Origin of the sequence: Rhizobium binxianense, from assembly GCF_028994275.1 — a bacterium.
Taxonomy (GTDB): Bacteria; Pseudomonadota; Alphaproteobacteria; order Rhizobiales; family Rhizobiaceae; genus Rhizobium; species Rhizobium binxianense.
Window position 1 is genome coordinate 1495011 of sequence record NZ_CP118713.1, and the last position, 21207, is coordinate 1516217.

20 protein-coding genes are annotated in these 21207 nt (G+C 62.9%); 16 read left to right on the top strand and 4 right to left on the bottom strand.

The window, feature by feature from the left end:
• Positions 1 to 42 precede the first annotated feature (42 nt).
• The 11 genes from PO860_RS07455 (at position 43) to PO860_RS07505 (ending at position 12807) form a co-directional block, all read left to right on the top strand.
• Positions 43 to 3324 carry an SPOR domain-containing protein gene (locus PO860_RS07455; RefSeq protein ID WP_273885284.1) on the top strand — a complete coding sequence of 1094 codons (3282 nt, stop codon included), beginning with the start codon at positions 43 to 45 and terminating at the stop codon, positions 3322 to 3324.
• A gap of 385 nt (positions 3325 to 3709) precedes the next feature.
• On the top strand, positions 3710 to 4723 hold the full coding sequence (gene nagZ / locus PO860_RS07460; protein WP_273885286.1) for a beta-N-acetylhexosaminidase: 1014 nt from the start codon (positions 3710 to 3712) through the stop codon (positions 4721 to 4723).
• 18 nt (positions 4724 to 4741) lie between these two features.
• Positions 4742 to 5599: a segregation and condensation protein A gene (locus PO860_RS07465; RefSeq protein WP_183607558.1), complete on the top strand. Its 858-nt coding sequence runs from the start codon at positions 4742 to 4744 to the stop codon at positions 5597 to 5599.
• Positions 5596 to 6312: an SMC-Scp complex subunit ScpB gene (scpB, locus tag PO860_RS07470; RefSeq protein WP_183607557.1), complete on the top strand. Its 717-nt coding sequence runs from the start codon at positions 5596 to 5598 to the stop codon at positions 6310 to 6312. The genes PO860_RS07465 and scpB overlap by 4 nt, the downstream gene beginning before the upstream one ends.
• A 182-nt stretch (positions 6313 to 6494) precedes the next feature.
• Positions 6495 to 6686: a twin-arginine translocase TatA/TatE family subunit gene (locus PO860_RS07475; protein ID WP_003538990.1), complete on the top strand. Its 192-nt coding sequence runs from the start codon at positions 6495 to 6497 to the stop codon at positions 6684 to 6686.
• Positions 6687 to 6737: 51 nt separating this feature from the next.
• Positions 6738 to 7349, top strand: coding sequence for a Sec-independent protein translocase protein TatB (gene tatB / locus PO860_RS07480; RefSeq protein WP_273885288.1), 612 nt, complete (start codon positions 6738 to 6740; stop codon positions 7347 to 7349).
• A complete protein-coding gene (gene tatC, locus PO860_RS07485; RefSeq protein WP_183607555.1) occupies positions 7346 to 8173 on the top strand; it encodes a twin-arginine translocase subunit TatC in 828 nt (275 codons plus the stop codon). Before tatB ends, tatC begins: the two co-directional genes overlap by 4 nt.
• Before the next feature lie 100 nt (positions 8174 to 8273).
• The gene (gene serS, locus PO860_RS07490; RefSeq protein ID WP_273885289.1) at positions 8274 to 9557 is read left to right on the top strand and encodes a serine--tRNA ligase; all 1284 of its coding nucleotides are present in this window, start codon (positions 8274 to 8276) and stop codon (positions 9555 to 9557) included.
• Positions 9558 to 9561: 4 nt separating this feature from the next.
• Positions 9562 to 10335 (top strand): 5'/3'-nucleotidase SurE, encoded by a 774-nt coding sequence (surE, locus tag PO860_RS07495; RefSeq protein WP_017964058.1) that lies wholly within the window; start codon positions 9562 to 9564, stop codon positions 10333 to 10335.
• On the top strand, positions 10332 to 10985 hold the full coding sequence (locus tag PO860_RS07500) for a protein-L-isoaspartate(D-aspartate) O-methyltransferase (protein ID WP_097618922.1): 654 nt from the start codon (positions 10332 to 10334) through the stop codon (positions 10983 to 10985). Before surE ends, PO860_RS07500 begins: the two co-directional genes overlap by 4 nt.
• Before the next feature lie 229 nt (positions 10986 to 11214).
• A complete protein-coding gene (locus PO860_RS07505) occupies positions 11215 to 12807 on the top strand; it encodes a peptidoglycan DD-metalloendopeptidase family protein (protein WP_273885290.1) in 1593 nt (530 codons plus the stop codon).
• Between the two features lie 104 nt (positions 12808 to 12911).
• Here PO860_RS07505 and PO860_RS07510 read toward each other — a convergent pair whose 3' ends face one another.
• Complete coding sequence (locus PO860_RS07510) at positions 12912 to 13778, bottom strand: ATP-binding protein (RefSeq protein ID WP_273885291.1); 867 nt, start codon at positions 13776 to 13778, stop codon at positions 12912 to 12914.
• A gap of 204 nt (positions 13779 to 13982) precedes the next feature.
• Here PO860_RS07510 and yajC point away from each other — a divergent pair, with 204 nt between their 5' ends.
• The 5 genes from yajC (at position 13983) to PO860_RS07535 (ending at position 18706) form a co-directional block, all read left to right on the top strand.
• The gene (gene yajC, locus PO860_RS07515) at positions 13983 to 14330 is read left to right on the top strand and encodes a preprotein translocase subunit YajC (RefSeq protein WP_097618919.1); all 348 of its coding nucleotides are present in this window, start codon (positions 13983 to 13985) and stop codon (positions 14328 to 14330) included.
• Positions 14331 to 14374: 44 nt separating this feature from the next.
• Positions 14375 to 16915: a protein translocase subunit SecDF gene (gene secDF / locus PO860_RS07520; RefSeq protein ID WP_273885292.1), complete on the top strand. Its 2541-nt coding sequence runs from the start codon at positions 14375 to 14377 to the stop codon at positions 16913 to 16915.
• Between the two features lie 4 nt (positions 16916 to 16919).
• Positions 16920 to 17306: an Mth938-like domain-containing protein gene (locus tag PO860_RS07525; RefSeq protein WP_273885293.1), complete on the top strand. Its 387-nt coding sequence runs from the start codon at positions 16920 to 16922 to the stop codon at positions 17304 to 17306.
• Between the two features lie 2 nt (positions 17307 to 17308).
• A complete protein-coding gene (locus PO860_RS07530) occupies positions 17309 to 18166 on the top strand; it encodes a phytoene/squalene synthase family protein (protein WP_183607548.1) in 858 nt (285 codons plus the stop codon).
• Positions 18167 to 18238: 72 nt separating this feature from the next.
• Positions 18239 to 18706 (top strand): hypothetical protein, encoded by a 468-nt coding sequence (locus PO860_RS07535; protein ID WP_273881833.1) that lies wholly within the window; start codon positions 18239 to 18241, stop codon positions 18704 to 18706.
• A 7-nt stretch (positions 18707 to 18713) separates the two neighbouring features.
• Here the strand turns inward: PO860_RS07535 and trmFO are convergent, their stop codons facing one another.
• The 3 genes from trmFO to PO860_RS07550 all read right to left on the bottom strand — a co-directional run bounded on the left by trmFO (position 18714) and on the right by PO860_RS07550 (position 20827).
• The gene (trmFO, locus tag PO860_RS07540) at positions 18714 to 20150 is read right to left on the bottom strand and encodes a methylenetetrahydrofolate--tRNA-(uracil(54)-C(5))-methyltransferase (FADH(2)-oxidizing) TrmFO (RefSeq protein ID WP_273885294.1); all 1437 of its coding nucleotides are present in this window, start codon (positions 20148 to 20150) and stop codon (positions 18714 to 18716) included.
• A gap of 93 nt (positions 20151 to 20243) precedes the next feature.
• Entirely contained in the window at positions 20244 to 20387 is a 144-nt protein-coding gene (locus PO860_RS22285) for a DUF1127 domain-containing protein (protein WP_003573524.1), read from the bottom strand.
• Between the two features lie 293 nt (positions 20388 to 20680).
• Entirely contained in the window at positions 20681 to 20827 is a 147-nt protein-coding gene (locus PO860_RS07550) for a DUF1127 domain-containing protein (RefSeq protein WP_010067591.1), read from the bottom strand.
• Between the last annotated feature and the right edge of the window lie 380 nt (positions 20828 to 21207).

The window sequence follows — 21207 nt, forward strand, 5'->3', positions numbered from 1 at the left end:
TGCGCTGGCATTTGAGCGTTGGCGTTTGCGAGTGGGATAGGCATGGCTGAGAAACAACTTGCGTATGATGCGCGCGGAAAAGGCGATCTGTTTGCCGACGACGATCCGTTGGCTGAACTTGCCCGGATCGTCGGCTTCGAGCCGCGTGTTGCAGCAAATACGACGACCGAAGCGCGGCGCGAGCCTGCCCTCGATCTCGAGGATGAGCTTGGCCGCGAGTTCGATCGTTACGATTCGCCACGTCCGCTCGCAGAGCTTGACCGGCCCGCCGAGCCGATCTCTGATGACGTCGCTCCTGACGATTACATCGAGCCCGCGCTCGATGTTTCTCCCGCTGCCGAGAGAGCGGAGGTTGCCGAGCCGGCTTCCGTCACCTCCGTTGAAGCTGAGGAAGCAGTTGAGCCCGCCGCAAGCAACTGGGACGCGGTCGACGACGACCGGGCGGTCCGGTCGCAGCAGCTTGCCGTCGAGTCTGCCGGGGCATCGGTGCAATCGGCCTTCGGCGGTGCACGTGACCTGATCGAGGAGCTTGAGCTGTCGATCGGCACTGCTCCGGTCTCTTCGCTGCCGCAGCCCGCCAAGGCGCCGCAATGGTCGGCCGCCAGCATCAGGCTGCCGCTTGCCAATTTCCACGCCGCAAAACGCGAGGAAACGGTTGTTCCGCCGGTGTCTGCGGCCGAAGCTATCGCAGCAGCGCCGGTGGCTGAAGCGCCGTACGTCGATCTTCCCGCTGCAGAGCCGCAGCTAGTGATCGAGCCGACCGCCCCCGTCGTCGAGCAGTTGGCCCCCGTCGTCGCTGTCGAGCCGTCTGAGGAATTCGAATCCGCGTCTCCATCGCTTGGCTTCCCCGCCGAACTCGATCGCCATGACGAGGTGATCGCGTCGGAAGAGCCTGCCGAGGCCGAAGACTTCGTCGAAATCGAAGACGAGTTGGAAGATTTCGGGTCAGACGCCGGTTTTGATCTCATCGCCGCCGCTGTCGAAGGCGAGATCCAGGCCGATGCTGCGCTGACCGAGGTCGTGCCCGAGGTTCCGCACACCGCCGGCACTTTCGATCTTGACGACCTGCTCGCCGACGTCTCGCGTTATCCGGTGCCGCAACGCCCCAATCCGCCGCCTGTTTCGCCTCAGGACACATCGATCGAGGCAGTCCCCTTCGCTGCCGCTCCCGTTGCCGCCGCATTTGCCCAGCCGCAAGTGACCGCGCCCGCACCGGTCGCTGCTGCAACCGTCCGGCCGGCTACGATCGAGCCGGTTCCCGCCAATGCAGCTGAAGCCGCAAGGCCGGTCGCGCCGCAGCTTGCCGAGGTCATTGCGCCCCAGCCTGCCGCAACGGCACATTCGCAGGCGCCACAGCCTGTAACTGAAGCCGACGACCCCTTCGCCGGCCACGATTTCGAGCTGGATCTTGCCGGCATCGAACTTGAACTCGCCGATCTCGATTTCTCCGAGCAGATCGAAGCTGCGCCGCAGCCGGCGCCCCAGCCGATAACCCCTGCGCCGCAGCAGGTCGCCGCCGTCGCTCCGCGGCCCGCTCCCGTTTTTGCGCCTGAGCCGCTAACTCCGGCTTTTCAGCCGTCCGCCGCCTCTGCACGGCCGGCTCCGGCCGTCGTTCCTGAGCCGCAGGCGCCGGCTCCTGCTCCGGTTTTTAACTGGGCGGCGCCTGCCGCCGACTCCACCGAAGATCTGCCATTCGATCCGGCGATGATCTCCGATCCGGAGGAGCGTCCTGAGACGGTCGAGGACATGCACGTGCCGGCGCTGCCGCCGGTCGAGCAGCCCGCGCCGGTCGCGAAAACGCAGGATTTGGATTTCGATCTCGACGCGGAGATCGCGAGCTTCTTCGAGCCGGCCAAGCCGCGGGAGAACCCGGCGCCGGCCAGGGATACGGCCGCCGCCACGGCAAAGCAGGTCAAGCCCACCATCGCCGATGGCCTTGACGATTTCGAGCGGGCGCTGGAGGAGGATTTCCGCCGCAGCGTGCGCGAGCCGGTCGAGCGCCGCGAGACCTCCGAGGTCCGGATTGAATCGGCAAGCCAGGCGGCTGATTTCAGCCGTGCCCGGTCGATGCGCCGGCTGCTTGCCGGAGCCGTCGCGCTCGTCGTCTTCGCCGGTGTCGGTTATGGTGTCTATTCCTCCGTCTGGAACGGCGAGGGGCTCGGCATTGTCGCAACCGGCGAGCCGCGCGTGATCGTTGCCGACAAGGAGCCGGTCAAGGTCGTTCCGGAAAATCCCGGCGGCAAGACCGTGCCGAACCAGGACAAGGCCGTCTACGACCGCGTTGCCGGTTCTGCTGAGGAGCCGAAGCAGAAGGCGCTCGTGTCTTCCGACGAGGCGCCCGTCGATGTCGTCCAGCGCACGCTGACACCGGAATCCTTGCCTGAGGACGACGAGAACGCCAACGCCGGCGATCAGGTCACGCCGACCGCGGTCGGTGAGACCGAGGATCCGCGTCTGCTGCCGAACCAGGACGACGCCGGCAACGCCGCGGCAAGCGATACCGACAAGACGCCGTCCGTTTCGCCGCGCAAGGTCCGCACGATGATCGTCAAGCCTGACGGCACCCTGGTCGCCCGTGAGGAACCGGAGCCCGTCGACCAGCCGACTCCGTCTGCCCAGGCGACGCAGCCTGCCCAGGCGACACAGTCTGCCAAGGCGACCCCGTCTGCCCAGCCGACGCCCGCCGCTCTACCGCCGCTGACGGCCCAGACGACCCCATCGACCCCGCCGGTCGCTGGAACGGCCGCAAGCTTCCCGGCGAGCGCCGAGGTTGCTTCCGCCGATGCGCGTTCCGCAGCGCCCGCCGACGCCGCGCCGCCGCTTGCCAATGCCGACGCGCAGGCCGCAAATCCCGCCCCGGTCGAGCCGCCGGTGCGTCCGGTCAAGACCGCGGCGATTGGTGATACGGCGCCGATCCCGACCGCCCGCCCGGTCGATCAGCCCGTCAACGTCGTCGGCACCGTGACCGAGAAGGGCAATGTCCGCCCGCCGGCACAGCAGCCCAAGGCCGCACAGCAGACGACGACTGAGGTCGCGGCCGCGGCACCGGTTGCCGCAAAGCCGCAGCCGGCCGCGTCGGCCGGCGGCTACGGCATCCAGATCGCCTCGCTGCCGTCGGAAGACGAGGCGAACAAATCCTATGCCAATCTGTCGAAGAAATTCGCCGGCGTGCTGGGTGGCCGCGCTCACGAGATTCGCAGGGCCGATATCGCCGGCAAGGGCACCTTCTACCGCGTCCGTATTCCGGCCGGCTCCAAGGACGAGGCCGCAGCGCTCTGCGAACAGTATCGTGCGGCGGGCGGAAGCTGCCTGATCTCCAAATAGGATCGGTTCTGAATACAGTATCAAGAGCGGCGGGCCGGATCGGTCCGCCGCTCTTTTTTGTGCATCGCGCTGGACCTTGCTCGCATTTGGCGGGGCGCCGTCGAGAGCCTTTCCTGGTCAGATTGCAGCATTCTGTTGGCTCAAACGGAGTCGGATGGTCGACCGGCCGGCGCGCGTCGTAGCCAGGCTCTACGGCCAAGCCGGCCGGTCGATCAGCCGGCCCGTTTCAGCCAACCCGAAGGGCCGGGCATCTTTCCGCCAGGATCAAAGGCGATCGGCTCGGACGTACCAAGGGGTATGCCCTTCGCCAATCGCCTCTGCCCTGACGAAAACCTGCTCCGGCAGAATGCTTCAATCTGACCAGGAAAGGCTCTAAGATTCTTAAATGACCGAATCAAAAGCGATGATCCTTGGCTGCAGCGGCCTTGCCCTCACATCCGAAGAGAAGGCCTTTTACCGGGGCGAGCGGCCCTGGGGCTTCATCCTCTTCGGGCGCAACATCTCCGAAGCCGAGCAGATCACCGATCTCGTCGCCGAACTGCGCGACAGCGTCGGCTGGCATGCACCGGTGTTGATCGACCAGGAGGGCGGTCGCGTCCAGCGCATCCGGCCGCCGGTTTTCTCCCGCTATCCCTCAGGCCAGGCGCTCGGCGATCTCTATCGCCGCGATCCGGCGCTCGGCCTGCGCGCCGCCTGGCTGATGTCGCGGCTGCATGCCTTCGACCTTTCCAGCCTCGGCATCGATGTCGACTGCCTGCCGGTGCTCGACGTGCCGGTCGAGGGCAGCAGCAACGTCATCGGCGACCGTGCCTATGGCGGCGATCCCGAGACCGTTATCGCCATGGGCCGGGCGGCTGCCGAAGGGCTGAAGGCCGGCGGCCTGTTGCCTGTCATGAAGCATATGCCCGGCCACGGCCGCGGCTTTGCGGATTCACATCTGGAGCTGCCTGTCGTCACCGTCTCGCGCGATGAGCTGGAGGCCCATGATTTCCCGCCCTTTATCGCGATGAAGGACGAACTGATGGCGATGACCTGCCACCTCGTCTTCACCGCAATCGACCCGGACAATCCGGCGACGACCTCGCGCAAGGTGATCGACGGCATCATCCGTCAGCATATCGGCTTTACCGGTCTGCTGCTTTCCGACGACAGCTCGATGAATGCGCTTTCCGGCACGATCGGAGAACGCGCGGCGAATATCATTGCAGGCGGATGCGATATCGTGCTGCATTGCAATGGCCATATGGACGAGATGCGGGATGTCGTGGCAAATGTTCCGCCGCTCGCCGGTCTATCGCTTGCCCGTGCAAAAGCGGTAGAAGCAGGCTTTGCGGCGCCGGATAGCGCCGATGAAGCGGAATTGAGGGCGGAATTCGAGGCGATGTTTGCGATCGTGTGATCGCAGAGGAGCAGGGTGGTGAACACGGTCAAGGGCACGGAACGTCCGCAGGCGGCAACGCCGATGGACAAGTTGTGGCAGGATAACGGTGCCGAGCGCGCCAGCCACGAGCCGGCGCTGGTGATCGACGTCGCCGGCTTCGAAGGCCCCCTCGACCTTTTGCTCTATCTCGCCCGCAACCAGAAGGTCGACCTGTCGCGTATCTCGGTGTTGGCGCTCGCCGAGCAATATCTGCAGTTCGTCGAAAGCGCCCGGCGTATCCGCATCGAGCTTGCCGCCGATTATCTCGTCATGGCGGCTTGGCTTGCCTATCTCAAGTCACGGCTGCTCATTCCTCAGCAGGTCAAGGACGACGGTCCTTCCGGCGAGGAACTGGCGGCAACGCTCGCCTTCCGGCTGAAGCGCCTCGAAGCCATGCGCCGGGCGGCGGAGGGCCTCGTTAACCGCAACCGCCTCGGCCGCGATATCTTCGTGCGCGGCGCGCCCGAGCATATTCCCGACCGGCAGCAGTCCGCTTATGCGGCAAGCCTCTACGATCTCTTGACCGCCTATGCAGCGCTGCGGCAGCGCAATGCCGTCACCCAGGTGACGATCGAGCGGCGCAGCGTCTGGTCGCTGACCGATGCCCGCGAGCTGTTGACCCAGATGATCGGCGAGGTGGGTGACTGGACGGCGATGGAGCATTATCTGCTGCGTTATCTCGCAGCGCCCGAGGAACGCGTCACGGCAATCGCCAGTGCCTTTGCCGCCTCGCTGGAACTGGTGCGCGAGGGCAAGCTCGAAATCCGCCAGGATGGTGCCTTTCAGCCGATCTATATGCGCCGCGGTCCCAAACACGCCACGCTGCAGGTGGTGGAGCAGGAGCAGCCGGTTTGATTGATCCGAAGGGCGAAGAGGATTTCGAAGGCGATTTCGAAGACAGGAGCCGCGACCTGCAGGCCGAGATCGAGGCCGAGCGCATCGCCGAGGCTCTGGTCTTCGCCTCGTCGCAGCCGGTCTCCGAAGGCTTCCTCGCCGAGCGCCTGCCTGAGAAGACCGACGTGCGTGCCATCATGCTGCGGCTGAAGGAGCACTACGCGCCGCGCGGCGTCAATCTCGTGCAGGTCGAGGGCGCCTGGGCCTTCCGCACCGCCGCCGATCTCTCCTTCGTCATCCGCCGTGATGACAATGAGGTGAAGAAGCTTTCGCGCGCCGCTCTCGAAGTGCTGGCGATCATTGCCTATCACCAGCCGGTGACGCGCGCCGAGATCGAGGATATCCGCGGCGTCCAGACCTCGCGCGGCACGCTCGACGTGCTGATGGAAGCCGGCTGGGTGCGTTTCCGCGGCCGCCGACGCACGCCGGGCCGGCCGGTGACATTGGGCACGACGCGCGATTTCCTCGACCATTTCGGTCTCGAAGAGCTGCGTGATCTGCCCGGTCTCGAAGAGTTGAAGGGAGCGGGCTTGCTGTCGGGCCGCATTCCGGCGAACTTCAATATTCCCTCGCCGTTGATGAACGACGAACTGACCGAGGACGAAGACCCGATCACCCAGATGGACCTCGAGGAATTGGGGTTGTTGGCGCCGCGCGGCACCTCTGAAGATTGAGGGGTTTGCGTCTTGCTTTTGCCATGCATGGCGAAAACAATGGAGCCAGCACTTTTCGGCGGGTCAATGGCTTGTCACAAAGGGCGATACCGTGACATTAAGCGCAGTTCGAAGGGCTTGATGTTGGAAACGGTGTCGGAAATCCTTACATCGTGGGAACATAGAAACAGGGAGTTAGCGTAATGGGTTCTTTTAGCATGTGGCACTGGCTGATCGTTCTGGTCATCGTGCTGTTGTTGTTCGGTCGCGGCAAGATTCCGGAACTGATGGGCGACGTTGCCAAGGGCATCAAGAGCTTCAAGAAGGGCATGACGGACGAGGACGCGCCGGATACGGCAAAGACCGTCGATCACAAGGCCGACGAAACGAAGTAAACAAGTCCGGGAAAAAGCGCAGCCCCCGCGCTTCCCGTCCAGGAGCCTTGCATGTTCGATATTGGCTGGACCGAGCTTTTGGTCATCGCGGTCGTCCTGATCGTGGTTGTCGGTCCCAAGGATTTGCCGCCGATGCTGCGCGCTTTCGGCAAGATGACGCAGCGTGCCCGCAAGGTGGCGGGTGAATTCCGGGCGCAGTTCGACGAGGCGTTGCGTGAAGCCGAGCTTGACGATGTCCGCCAGACGATCAGCGACGCCCAGAAGCTCAACCCGGTCAACAGCCTGCGCGAGGCGATGAACCCGCTTCGCCAGATGGGCAACGAGATCAAGGCCGACCTGCAGAAGGCGACCGTGGTCACGGAAAACAAGACCGAGGTGCCGGCTGCTGCCGTTTCGGCCCCGACGCCGTCGATGAGCTTGCCGGAAACGCCGCCGCTGGTGTCGGCGCCTGCGCAGCCTGAACCTGTCGCAGCAGCGGCTGTCCAGGCCGATACGCTTGCCGCCAAGCCGAAACCCGTGCGCAAGCCGCGCGTCAAGGCTGCCGACAAGGTCGATGCTGCGGCGACCGTTGCCGCGCCTGTGGAAAAACCGAAGCGCACGACGGCAGTCAAAAAGACTGCAACGCCGAAGAAGCCGGCGCAGACGAAGAAGGACGAGGCATGAGCGGTGATATCGAAGACAAGCCGCAGCCGCTGATCGAGCACCTGATGGAGCTGCGCACACGGCTGATCTGGTCGATCGGCGCGTTTTTCGTCGCCTTCATCGCATGCTTCTTTTTTGCCAAGCATCTCTTCAACTATCTGGTCATTCCCTACAAGACAGCCGTAATTTGGGCGCATCTCGACGTCGAGAAGGCTCAGCTCATCTATACCGCGCCGCAGGAATTCTTCTTCACCCAGGTCAAGGTGGCGATGTTCGGCGGCCTGGTGGTCGCTTTCCCGATCATTGCCGCCCAGGTCTACAAGTTCGTTGCCCCCGGCCTTTACAAGAATGAGCGCCAGGCCTTCCTGCCGTTCCTGATCGCCTCGCCGGTCCTGTTCCTGATGGGCGGCGCGCTCGTCTATTTCTTCTTCACGCCGATGGTCATGTGGTTCTTCCTGTCGATGCAGCAGGCGCCGGGTCACGACGAGGTGGCGATTTCCCTGATGCCGAAGGTCTCGGAATATCTGAGCCTGATCATGACGCTGGTCTTCTCCTTCGGCCTCGTCTTCCAGCTGCCTGTGGTCACCACGCTGCTTGCCCGTGTCGGTCTTCTGACGTCGCAATGGCTCGCCGAAAAGCGCAAGTTCGCCATCGTGCTGGCCTTCGTCGTCGCCGCCGTGTTGACGCCGCCGGATCCGATGTCCCAGATCGGCCTTGCGATACCGACGATCCTTCTCTACGAGATTTCCATCCATGCGGCGCGACTCGTGGAGCGCCAGCGTGCCCGGCAGGCGGTCGAAAAGGACACCGGATCCGCGGACGTTGCCAAGACGGACAGTGTCTGAGCGGCGATCCCAATCCCCTTTGTGAACGCCGCTTAACATCCGGTCGAGGCCTGATCAGGCTTTGGCCGGGTCATTTCTGTTGCAACGACCTGGAACGACGATGCTCGATATCAAATGGATCCGTGAGAATCCCGAAGCGCTCGATGCCGCCCTTGCCAAGCGCGGTGCCGAGCCTCTGGCCCAAAGCCTCGTCACCCTCGATGAAAAGCGCCGCTCCGCCGTGCAGAAGGCGCAGGACTTGCTGTCCCGCCGCAACCTCGTCTCCAAGGAGATTGGCGCGGCGATGGCCCAGAAGAACGGCGAGCTTGCCGAGAAGCTGAAGGCCGAGGTCGCCGAACTGAAGACGCTGCTGCCGGTGATCGAGGAAGAAGACCGGCAACTGACGGCCGAACTCAACGATGCCCTTTCGCGCATCCCGAATATCCCCTTTGATGACGTTCCGGTCGGCAAGGACGAGCACCACAATGTTGTCACCCGTGTCGTTGGCGAAAAGCCGCGCTGGAACCACACGCCTAGGGAACACTTCGAAATCGGCGAGGCGCTAGGCTACATGGATTTCGAGCGCGCCGCCAAGCTCTCCGGCTCGCGCTTCACGGTTCTGACGGGGCCGCTGGCGAAGCTCGAGCGGGCGCTCGGCCAGTTCATGATCGATCTCCACACCCGTGAGCACGGCTATACCGAAGTCAGCTCGCCGCTGATGGTGCGCGCCGAGGCGGTGTTCGGCACCGGCAGCCTGCCGAAGTTCGAAGAAGACCTCTTCAAGACCACAGACGGCCGCTATCTGATCCCGACGGCCGAGGTGACGCTCACCAATCTGGTGCGCGAGGAAATCCTCGATCAGGAAAAGCTGCCGCTGCGCTTCACCGCGCTGACGCCGTCCTTCCGTTCGGAAGCAGGCTCTGCCGGCCGCGACACGCGCGGCATGCTACGCCAGCACCAGTTCTGGAAATGCGAACTCGTCTCGATCACCGATGCCGAAAGCGCCGTTGCCGAGCATGAGCGGATGACCGCCTGCGCCGAGGAGGTGCTGAAGCGCCTCGGCCTGCATTTCCGCACCATGACGCTCTGCACCGGCGATATGGGCTTCGGCTCGCGCAAGACCTACGATCTCGAAGTCTGGCTGCCGGGGCAGAATGCCTTCCGTGAAATCTCTTCCTGCTCGGTCTGCGGCGATTTCCAGGCTCGGCGGATGAATGCGCGCTACCGCGGCAAAGACGACAAGAGCAACAGGTTCGTCCATACGCTGAACGGTTCCGGCACTGCCGTCGGCCGCTGCCTGATCGCGGTCCTCGAAAATTATCTGAACGAGGATGGTTCCGTCACGATTCCGGACGTTTTGCTCCCCTATATGGGCGGATTGACCAAAATCGAACGGGCGGCCTGAGGCGATGCGCATCCTGCTTACGAATGACGACGGCATTCACGCCGAAGGGCTCGCCGCCCTGGAGCGGATCGCGCGCACACTGTCGGACGACGTCTGGATCGTGGCGCCGGAGACCGACCAGAGCGGCCTTGCCCATTCGCTGAGCCTGTCCGAACCGTTGCGGCTGCGCAAGATTTCCGACAAGCATTTCGCGCTGCGCGGCACGCCGACCGATTGCGTCATCATGGGCATCCGGCAGGTGATGGACATCAAGCCCGATCTCGTGCTGTCAGGCGTCAATTCAGGCTCGAACGTCGCCGACGACGTCACCTATTCCGGCACGATCGCCGGCGCCATCGAGGGCACCATGCAGGGTGTGCGCTCCTTCGCGCTGAGCCAGGCCTATCTCTACGAGGACGGTGCGCGCATCGTGCCCTGGGAAGTCTGCGAGACGCATGCGCCGGCTCTTCTGGAAAAGCTGATGGTGCTCGACCTGCCGGAGGGCACGTTCCTCAATCTGAACTTTCCGAATTGCCGTCCCGATGAGGTCGATGGCGCCGAGGTGACCATGCAAGGCAAGCTCGCCTTCAACCTGCAGGTCGATGCTCGTTCCGATGGCCGCGGTTTTCCCTATTACTGGCTGAAATTCGGCGAACGCGCCGGCGCCTTCATCGAAGGCACCGATATTCACGCTTTGAAGCATAACAAGATATCGGTAACGCCTTTGAAACTGGATCTGACCGATTATTCCGTAACGGACCGCGTGGCGCGGGCCTTGGGATACGGAGCACAGGTTTGACGGCAAGACTGGCCGAGAAGGAGGGCTTTGCGGCGCTCGTCCTCAGATTGCGTGCCGAAGGCATCTCCGACCTCGATCTGCTGACGGCGGTCGAGCAGACGCAGCGCTCGCTCTTCGTGCCGCCGCAATTTGTCGATGACGCCTATTCGAGCCGGACGATTCCGATCGAATGCGGCTCTTTCCTTGAAGGCATCGATTTTGTCGTCCGCATCCTGCATCACCTCAAGGTCAAACCGGGACAGCGCGTCCTGGAAATCGGTACCGGCAGCGGCTTTACCGCCGCCGTCATAGGCCGCATGGCCGAGCGTGTTCTGTCCATCGACCGCTACAAGACACTGACATCGGCTGCGCAGCGGCGCATGGAATCGCTTTCTCTGCGCAACGTCATCATCCGCCACGCCGACGGCAGCGCCGGCATGCAGGGTGAGGGCACCTTCGACCGCATCCTGGTGACGGCGGCCTTCAACGCGATGCCGCGCTTTTATACCGACCAGCTGGTTTCCGGCGGCTCGATGATTGCGCCGCTGATGATTTCCGAGAACGAATGTCGCATGGTGCGGCTGACCAAAACCGGCAGCCGCTTCGAACGCGAGGAACTGTTCGAAGCACCCTACCTGCCGATCGTTCCGCGCCTTGCCTCGCTGCTGTAGGTGCAGATGATTTCAGCCGGATCGGCCTAAAATCTGAACATCCATCACGATCAGAGAGGCCGCTCGCCGTTTTCGAGATGATGCTCCGCGCACCTGCGATTTTTCACCCGTAAGCTATGGTTATCAACTTCTCAAAAATATCGCACTGATTCCAGCATCTTAACCGCGTGGTAATACTAACGCGTTTTAATAGACTCACAAATGGTTGCGTTCTCAGTGGGTCGAGTCAATGCGTTTCAGTCTTTCGCCGAAGTTCGGGAAGTCAGCCGGTAATCTTCTGGTTGTGGGTCTGCTTGCAAGTGCCGCAACAGGCTGCAGTTCCGATGTGACACGGTTCGGCGGTTTGTTTTCTTCCTCAGGGCAGGATCAGATCACCACCAGTTCCATTCCGCGCAGGGGCGGTTCTCAGGCTGATCCGGTGCCGCGCGCCGATCTCGGCGGCTCTGCCGTTGCCAGCCAGTCGGGTTACGGCGGCGGCAATGATGCGCTGAACCAGCCCTATCCCTCGCGTCCGAGCTACGATCCGGTCCGTACGTCGAGTGCGCGCATGGCTTCCGCGCCGGTTTCGGTGCAGCGTTCCGAGCTTGCTGCGCCGACGGCGGTTGCGCCCTCCCGGCAGCGGGAAAGGGAAGTCGCGCTCGCTCAGCCTTTCCCGGCCTCACCGCAGGCTGAAAAGCCCCGTTTGGTGGCTCCCGCGCAGCCGAAGGTAACGCCCGATCCCCTGACGACGGGCGCGACGCCCAAGGTCTCCGGCTGGTCCGCGACCAATGCGCCGTCCGTGACGCTGCGTCCGGGTGAAAGCATCGCCACGCTCGCCAGGCGCTACGGTGTTCCGGAAAAGGAAATCCTGCGCGTCAACGCCTTGAAGACGGCATCTGCCGCCCAGCCCGGCCAGGCGATCCTGATCCCAACCCTCAACGGCGGCAATGCCGCCAAGGCGGCGTCGCAGGCGGCCGATCTCTCCAAGCCCGGCCAGATGCCGGAACCGGCCAAGGCGCCGGAGCAGAAGGTTGCCGTCGTTCCCGGCGCCAATTCCGCCCGCGACAAGACCATGGCGAGCGCCGATCCCGCCGGCAAGATCCCGGCCGGTGCCGGCAAGGATCCGAAAGCGCCCGCCGGCAGCTATGTCGTCAAACAAGGCGATTCGCTGGCAAAGATCGCCAAGGCGACCGGTTCCAATGTCGACGATCTCAAGGCGGCCAACAATCTTTCGGCCAACTCGCTCCGCGTCGGCCAAGCCCTGAAGATCCCGAACGGCACTGCCGACAATATCAAGACCGCGTCGATCCCGGCCGAAAAGGTCGATCCGAAGCCGACCCAGCCGGCACCCGCCCAGCAGACGGCCTCCGCTCAGCCCGCGCCCTACAAGGCGCCGGCCGCCACCCAGACGGTCGATGATGTCGAGAAGAAGTCTGACGTCAGCTCGGCCGCGCCGGAATCGACCGGCATCGGCAAGTATCGCTGGCCGGTCCGCGGCCAGGTCATTGCTTCATACGGCGCCAACGTCAACGGCAACCGTAATGACGGCATCGACATTTCGGTACCGCAGGGCACGCCGATCAAGGCCGCCGAAAACGGCGTCGTCATCTATGCCGGCAACGGCCTGAAGGAACTCGGCAACACGGTTCTGGTTCGTCACGACGACGGCACCGTCACCGTCTACGGCAATGCCGATACGCTGAGCGTCACCCGCGGCCAGAAGATCCAGCGCGGCCAGACCGTCGCCGTCTCCGGCATGAGCGGCGACGTCAAGCAGCCGCAGGTCCATTTCGAGGTGCGCAAGGACGCATCTCCGGTCAACCCGATGACTTTCCTGGAATAGGTACAGCGTACCAGGAAGCGCAAAAGTCCGGCCAACAGCCGGGCTTTTGTTTTTTCACGCATGTCGCACCAAACTGTGCCGGATTGATGAGAAGTGATTTAGGCTCAGTCGATGTGAACGCGCATGCGCCCGGCGAGGTCCTGGATATACTGCCAGGCGACACGGCCCGAGCGGGCTCCGCGCGTCGTTGCCCATTCCAGCGCCTCGGCATGCATCTTGCCGCGGTCTAGCCCGAGCTTGAAGTGATCGGCATAGCCGTCGATCATGCCGAGATAATCCTCCTGGTTGCATTTGTGGAAGCCGAGCCAGAGGCCGAAGCGGTCGGAAAGCGAAACCTTCTCTTCGACCGCCTCCGACGGATTGATCGCCGTCGACTGCTCGTTTTCCATCATGTGGCGCGGCAGGAGATGGCGCCGGTTGGATGTGGCATAGAAGAGCACATTGTCCGGCCGCCCTTCGACGCCGCCGTCGAGCGCTGCCTTCAGCGACTTGTAGGCGGTGTCGTCGTGATCGAAGGAGAGATCGTCGCAGAAGACGATCACGCGGTACGGCGTGTCCTTCAGGAGGTCGAGCAGATTGGGGAGGCTGGCAATATCCTCGCGATGGACTTCGACCAGCTTCAGCGCGACGCCGCTTTCGCGCCTGACATCCTCGTGCACGGCTTTAACAAGCGAGGATTTGCCCATGCCGCGTGCGCCCCAGAGCAACACGTTGTTGGCGGCATAACCCTCGGCGAAACGCACCGTATTTTCATGCAGGATGTCGCGGACATGGTCGACGCCGCGGATGAGCTTCAACGCCACCCGGTTCGGCTTCTTCACAGGCTGCAAATGCTGGCGCATCGGCGCCCAGACGAAACAGTCCGCCGCATCCCAGTCGTTGACGGCAGGAGGCGGCCCGGCAAGGCGCTGGACGGCATCGGCGAGCCGTTTCAGTTCGGAAAGCAGGGCGGTGTTGATTTCCTCGGTCATCGCAGGCCTCCTGTTTTTCGCTGCGTCATTCCGCTTTGATCTTTCGATGCCGCCTACCATGGCGTTTTACCGGCGGAAAGGTTATGAGGCAGCGGAATCGGTACTGTTTCCGGCTGTTTCTGTTGCATTCATCGAAGCGGCAATTATAGTCCGGCAACCTGAAAAAAGAGGCGGAGTTCCGCCGCCAAGCCTGAGGAGTTTAGCATGTTCATCACCCCGGCATTCGCCCAGAGCGCAACCGACACCGCAACCGGTTTCGGCGGCTCCGGTTTCGAAATGATCATCCTGTTCGTGCCGCTGATGGTCGTCTGGTACTTCCTGCTGATCCGTCCGCAGCGCGCGCAGGCAAAAAAGCGTGAGGAGACCCTGAAGGCAATTCGTCGCGGCGACCAGGTCGTCACCGGCGGCGGTCTTGTCGGCAAAGTCACCAAGGTCGTCGACGACAAGGAAGTCGAAGTCGAGATCGCCGAAGGCGTTCGCGTTCGCATCGTCCGCAGCGGCATTTCGGACGTTCGCGTCAAGGGTGAACCAGTCAAGGCCGACGCTGCGTAACACACGATAATGGCAGGCCGCCGGATCGGAAGATCGTCGAGAGAATGTTGCATTTTTCCCGCTGGAAAACACTTCTGATTTGGCTGGCCACGTTTGCCGCCATCATCATCGCTGCGCCCAATCTGCTCACCGAGGCGCAGCGTTCCTCCCTGCCGGGCTGGTTACGGCACGACCGCATGACGCTCGGTCTCGATCTGCAGGGCGGCTCGCATATCGTTCTGAAGGTCGAGCGCTCCGATATCGTCAAGGACCGCCTGGAAGAGGTGGTCGCCAATGTGCGTAACGCGCTGCGCGGCGCCGGAATCCGCTATACCGGGCTGACCGGCAACGGCCAGACCGTCACCGTCCGCATCACCGATCCGGCTGAGACACAGAAGGCGGTCGATCTTTTGAAGCCTTTGACGGTGGCCGGCGGGCATTCGGGACCTGAGGTCGCGCTGCAGCAGGGCGAAGAGGGCCAGCTCTCGCTGCAGATTTCCGACGCCGGCATCACTGCTGACGTCGCCGCCGCGCGGACCCGGTCACTCGATATCGTTGGCAGCCGCATCGCCGGATTCGGCTATGATAATTTCCTCGTTCGCCCCGATGGCATCGACCGGATCGTCGTGCAGGTGCTGGGATCGGTCGATGCCGAACGGCTGAAGAACTTGCTTAACCAGCCGGCCAAGCTTTCCTTTCACCTGATCGACGAGAGCATGACCGGGCAGGAGGCGCTGAACGGCCGCTGGCCGGCCACATCGCAGGTGCTCTATTCGCTGGACGATCCGCCGGTCCCTTATCTCGTCGACCGCACGGCTTTCGCCAACGGCAGCAACATGGTCGATATCGAGCCTGTCGTCGATCCGCAGACCCAGGATGGTTCGATTGCCTACCGCCTCGATGCCGCAAGCACGCAGCGGCTGGCTGAGGTGACGGGCCGGAATATCGGCAAGCACCTTGCCATCGTCTTCGACGACCAGGTGATGTCGGCGCCCAGCATCGATGCGGCGATCACCGGCGGCGAGGGTCGGATTTCGGCGAATTTCTCCGAGGACGGCGTCCGCGACCTGGCGATCATGCTGCGCGCCGGCGCCCTGCCGGCGACGCTGACGAGCGTTGAGGAACGCAGCGTCAGCCCGAGATTCGGCGCCGATTCCATCTTCAGCGGCCTTGTTGCCGGCCTCGTCGCGGTCGTGCTGGTCGCAGCACTGATGATCGCGCTCTACCGCATTCTCGGCGTCATCGCCGTCGTCTCGCTCTTCTTCAATCTGATCCTCATCGTCGCGGCGCTCAGCCTTGCCGGCGCGACGCTCACCTTGCCGGGCATTGCCGGCATCGTGCTCATCGTCGGCATGGCCGTCGATTCGAACGTGCTGATCTACGAGCGCATCCGGGAAGAGGAGAAGATCACCCATGCCTTTGCAGAGGCCGTCGGTCGTGGTTTCCAGCGGGCACTCGCAACGATCGTCGACGCCAATGTCACGATCTTCATCGCCGCCATCATCCTCTTTTTCCTCGGCAGCGAATCCATCCGCGGTTTCGCGGTGACATTGGCGGTCGGCATCCTGACGACCGTGTTCACGGCTTTCACGCTGACACGCTCGATTGTCGCGATCTGGCTGAGAGGGCGCCATCCCCGGCATCTGCCGAAGAGCGCCCTGACCCATCTTTTCGAGCATGCCAATATCCGGTTCATGGGGATCCGCCGTTATGTCTTTACGGCGTCAGCGGTCATCTCACTGATCGCCATGGCTGCCTTTGCCACCGCCGGCCTGCGTCTCGGCATCGATTTCACCGGCGGCTCGCTCATCGAGGTGACGGCGAAGCAGGGCAATGCCGACATCGCAGATCTCAGCTCGCGCCTCAATGATCTCAATCTCGGTGAGGTTAGCGTTGAGCGCACGGGCGGGCCGTCGAATGCGCGGATTCGCATCGCCTCCCAGGGCGGCGGCGAGAATGCCGAGCAGTCGGCCGCGACGCTGGTTCGCGGCGAGCTCCAGGAGGATTATGATTTCCGCCGCGTCGAGGTCGTCGGCCCCGCCATCTCGGGCGAATTGACGATGATGGCGACGCTCGGCGTGCTGGCAGCATTGGCGGCGATCCTGATCTACATCTGGATCCGCTTCGAATGGCAGTTCGCGATCGGTGCCATCATTGCCACGCTGCACGATGTCATCATCATGCTCGGTCTCTTCGTGCTATCAGGCATCGACTTCAACCTGACGAGCATCGCCGCCGTGCTGACTATCGTCGGTTATTCCCTGAACGACACGGTCGTCGTCTATGACCGGATGCGCGAGAACCTCAAGCGATACAAGAAGATGCCGCTGCCGATCCTGATCGATGCCTCGATCAACCAGACGCTGTCACGCACCGTTCTGACCGCTGCGACGACGCTGCTCGCCTTGCTGGCGCTCTATCTCTTCGGGGGCGAAGTCATCCGCTCCTTCACTTTTGCGATGCTCTTCGGCGTCGCTCTCGGCACCTTCTCTTCGATCTATATCGCCGCTCCTGTATTGATCGTCTTCCGGCTGCGGCCGGAGGCTCCCGACGAGGAAGAGAGCAACAAGACGGATGCTGGTGTAAGATCCGGCACGGTGGTTTGAAAACATGGCAAAAGGCATAGAACTCCGCGCGGCGCATTTTCCCGGGCGCGCGCCGATCGATACCTACGGCAATGGCGGCTTCCGCTTTGCCGACATGTCGCATCGCGGCTCGATCCTTTGCCTGCCCTCCGGCATTCATGGCTGGGACATGGATATGTCGAAACCGCTGTCGCCGGAAAATTTCCGTCGCGTGCTGGATGAAGCCAGTGATATCGAAGTTCTGCTCGTTGGCACCGGAACCGAGCTTCGCCGTCTGCCGGAGGAATTGAGGCTGGCACTAAAATCGCGCGGCATCTCCTCTGATCCGATGAGCACCGGGGCTGCGGTGCGCACTTTCAATATCATGCTCGCCGAGCAGCGCGCCGTCGCCGCGGCATTGATCGCGGTCTGACGATGTCGGAAGCGAATAGTACGACGAACCAGGAGATCTGCCTGACGATGCTGCGCGACAGCGATCGCGACCGCTATCTCGCCTGTCTTCTGTCGCCGGAGGAAAAGCGCGGCGCGCTTGCCGCCCTCTACGCCTTCAACGCCGAGCTTGCCCGTATCCGCGATCTCGTGCACGAGCCGTTGCCCGGCGAGGTCAGGCTGCAATACTGGCGCGACCTGCTGGAAGGCAGCGCGCATGGTTCGACAGCCGCCAACCCCGTCGCCGCGGCACTTCTGACGGCTATTGAAGCGCACCGCCTGCCGCGCCAGACGCTGATCGACATGATCGAGGCTCGCACTTTCGATCTCTATGACGATCCGATGGAGACACGTCTCTCGCTTGAAGGTTATGCCGGCGAAACTGCATCCGCCCTGATCCAGCTGGCAAGCCTCGTGCTTTCGCCTGAAGAGGCGGCTCGATCGGCCGACGCTGCCGGCCATGCCGGCGTCGCCCAGGCGGTTGCCGGCCTGTTGCTGCTGATGCCGCTGCATCGCCGCCGCGGCCAGGTCTATATTCCGCTGCAGATCCTGTCCGCCACCGGTCTCGACCGCGATGCCTTCCTTGCCGGCGACGACGGGCCGCGCATCTCTGCCGCCATCGAGGCCTTCGCCGGCCTTGGTTACGAACATTTGGCAAAGGCGAGGGCGGCAGGGCCGATTGCATCAGCCGTCTTTCCGGCCTTCCTGCCGGCGACGCTTGCCGAACCGGTGCTCGCCAAGGGGCAGAAACGCGGTGCCTTGCTATTCGACCGGCCGCTGCAGCCGCCGCAATGGCGCCGTCAGCTCAGGATGGCGCTCTCCGCAGCCCGGAGAAAAATCTGACGCCGGTCAAACTCGCGCAAGTCTCGCACGTTATAGCGCTGACACCGCTACCCCTTTGATCGGAGACTCGGCGTGGGCATTATCGTCTGGTGCGTTCTTTTCGCCATCGTCATCTTCTTTGCTTTTGTGGCCACACGCATGGCCGCACAGAACAAGGAAGACGGCCTGCATGACACGGGCCTCGCCATCATCGAGTTCGGCCGCGCCTTTCCGAACGAGGCGATCCGCCAGTTGCAGGCGACGGAAAACGGCCAAGCCATTTTCGTGCGCCTGCATGACGACAAGGCGGGATTCATGCGCAACATGTCGCGCCATTTCGCCTGCCATCTGATCGAGCCCGGCCGCGTGCGGGTCGTCAGCTCGGAAACGGGCAGGGGACTGGTGATCGACTTCCTCGATGCGCCTCATCACAACGGCGGTTTCGAATTCGCGTCCCCCAAGGAAGCCGCGGAAGTTTCGCTCTGGCTGCTCGGCAATTATATCGCCGAGTCGGATAAGGACCTGCCATCAGGCAGTATTTCGGCGGCCAACAAGCAGTAAGCGCTGCTTAGGCGCTTTCGGCAAGCGTTGAAGTCTGTTGCCCAAGCCAGGCGGCGCAGTCTGCAAGCGCGCGGCGCGCGATCAACTGCCGCTTCATAATCGTCTTGTCCTTGCCGCGGAACCGCTTGACGCCCTCGGGCTTGACGATCGAACCCGGCTGGAGCTCCGGAAACAGCCCGAAATTGATGTTCATCGGCTGGAACGATCGTTTCCCCGGCTCCTCGTCGGTGACGATGTGGCCACCGGTGATATGGCCGAGCAGCGAGCCGAGCGCCGTCGTCGCCGGCGGCAGCGAGATCGCCTCGCCCTTGCGCTCGGCGGCGGCGAAGCGGCCGGCCATCAGCCCGACGCTGGCGCTTTCGACATAACCCTCACAGCCGGTGATCTGGCCGGCGAAACGCAGGCCGGGCCGCGATTTCAACGTGAGCGACTGGTCAAGCAGGGTGGGGGAGTTGATGTAGGTGTTGCGATGCAGGCCGCCGAGACGGGCAAATTCCGCATTTTCCAGGCCCGGGATCGTCCGGAAGATTTCCGCCTGCGCGCCATATTTCAGCTTCGTCTGGAAGCCGACCATATTGTAAAGCGTCCCGAGCGCATTGTCCTGGCGCAGCTGCACGACGGCATAGGCCTTGACCGTCGGGTTATGCGCATTCGTCAGCCCCATCGGCTTCATCGGCCCGTGACGCAGCGTCTCGCGGCCGCGTTCTGCCATCACCTCGATCGGCAGGCAGCCGTCGAAATAAGGCGTGCCTTCCCATTCCTTGAAACCGACCGTGTCGCCTGTGATCAGCGCGTCGACGAAGGCATTGTACTGCGCTTCGTCCATCGGGCAATTGATGTAATCCTTGCCGGTGCCGCCGGGTCCGACCTTGTCGTAGCGCGACTGGTACCAGCAAATATCCATGTCGATACTCTCGCGGTAGACGATCGGCGCGATGGCGTCGAAGAAGGCCAGCGAATCCGCGCCCGTTTCCGCCTGGATGGCGCCGGCAAGCGACGGCGCCGTCAGCGGCCCGGTGGCGACGATGGCAAGATCCCAGTCTCTGGGCGGCAGACCGATGACCTCTTCCCGCACCACCGTGATGAGCGGGTGGTCGTGGATCGCCTGGGTGACTGCCTCGGAGAAGCCATCGCGATCGACGGCGAGTGCGCCGCCGGCCGGCACCTGGTGCCGATCGGCAGTGGCCATGATCAGCGAGCCAGCCATGCGCATCTCGGCATGGATGACGCCGACGGCATTGCTGGTCGCATCGTCGGAACGGAAGGAATTGGAGCAGACCAGTTCGGCAAGGCCGTCGGTCTTATGCGCATCCGTGCCGCGCACACCCCGCATTTCATGCAGAATAACGGGAACGCCGGAATTGGCGATCTGCCAGGCGGCTTCCGAACCGGCAAGCCCGCCGCCGACGACGTGGATGGGGGAGTAGGAGGACATCGTGTTCATTCCGGGCTGATATCATGTCGACAGGTGCGATCCAACACCCCGGAATCAAAAACGGCGCCCCGAGGCGCCGTCTTGGAAGCATCGCGCTCGCTATTAGCGGAACGAGCGGGACGCGATATTGCGGATGTCGTAGCGGCTGACGCCGATGTCGGACAGGGTCTGGTTGGAAAGGCCGCCGAGTTCGTTGAGCGTACGGCGGTAGCTGAGCCAGCTTTTTGCAATGCGGATCGGGTTCATCGTCTTCTTCCTATGTCCGCGGGACGGCGGGATCGCCTGTCTCTCTGCGGTTGGTGTTTATATAGGCGATATCAGTCCTATTGTGCAGTGCAAATAAAAGGCGTCTGCCATGCAATTGTGCAATATGATGCTCGCAAATTGGGCGATGAATATTTTTTGAGCGGGCTAAGCAGGCGGGAAAACATGCAACCCCGCGGCCGTCGCATGCAGACAAAAGAAAACGCCCGCTGTGGGTACAGCGGGCGTTTTTAATCGAGAACAATCGCGCTTGGGAGGGCCGCGATCGCCTGGAATTAGCGGGAAGAAGCCTCACGGGCGACGCGATGGATGTCCGAACGGTCGATGCCGAGATCGTGCAATTCCCGGTTGGTCATGCGGCCGAGTTCCGTGACGGTCTGACGATACTTGCGCCAGTTATTGAAAGAGCGAGAGAAGTTCATGTTAAGCCCCTTTCCGAGGGTTTCATCTGCCAGCAGCCACCGATCGGCGCTGACCTCTATTTGATGACCGGAATATATGTTGCGGCGCGAAAGACTAAAACAGCCAAGTTTTCAGATCACCTATGCGAGGTATGCAATGCTCTAGGGGCATTTGACGCAGACTTACCATTTTTTGGTCAACGAATAGGCAGAATGGCGCCGGCGAAAGCAAACCAGTTTAGATTGTCGAGTGGGTGCCGCTGGCGAAAAACGCCGCTTCCTCGGGCTGTTCCGGCCGTCCATCCGCTGCAAAGAGCAGTTCCGCTTCGGATCGGCAGCTGCCCATCCGTTCGCAGGGCCGGTGGGGCGGCGTGACGACAATGTGGCGCGAGGGCGCCATG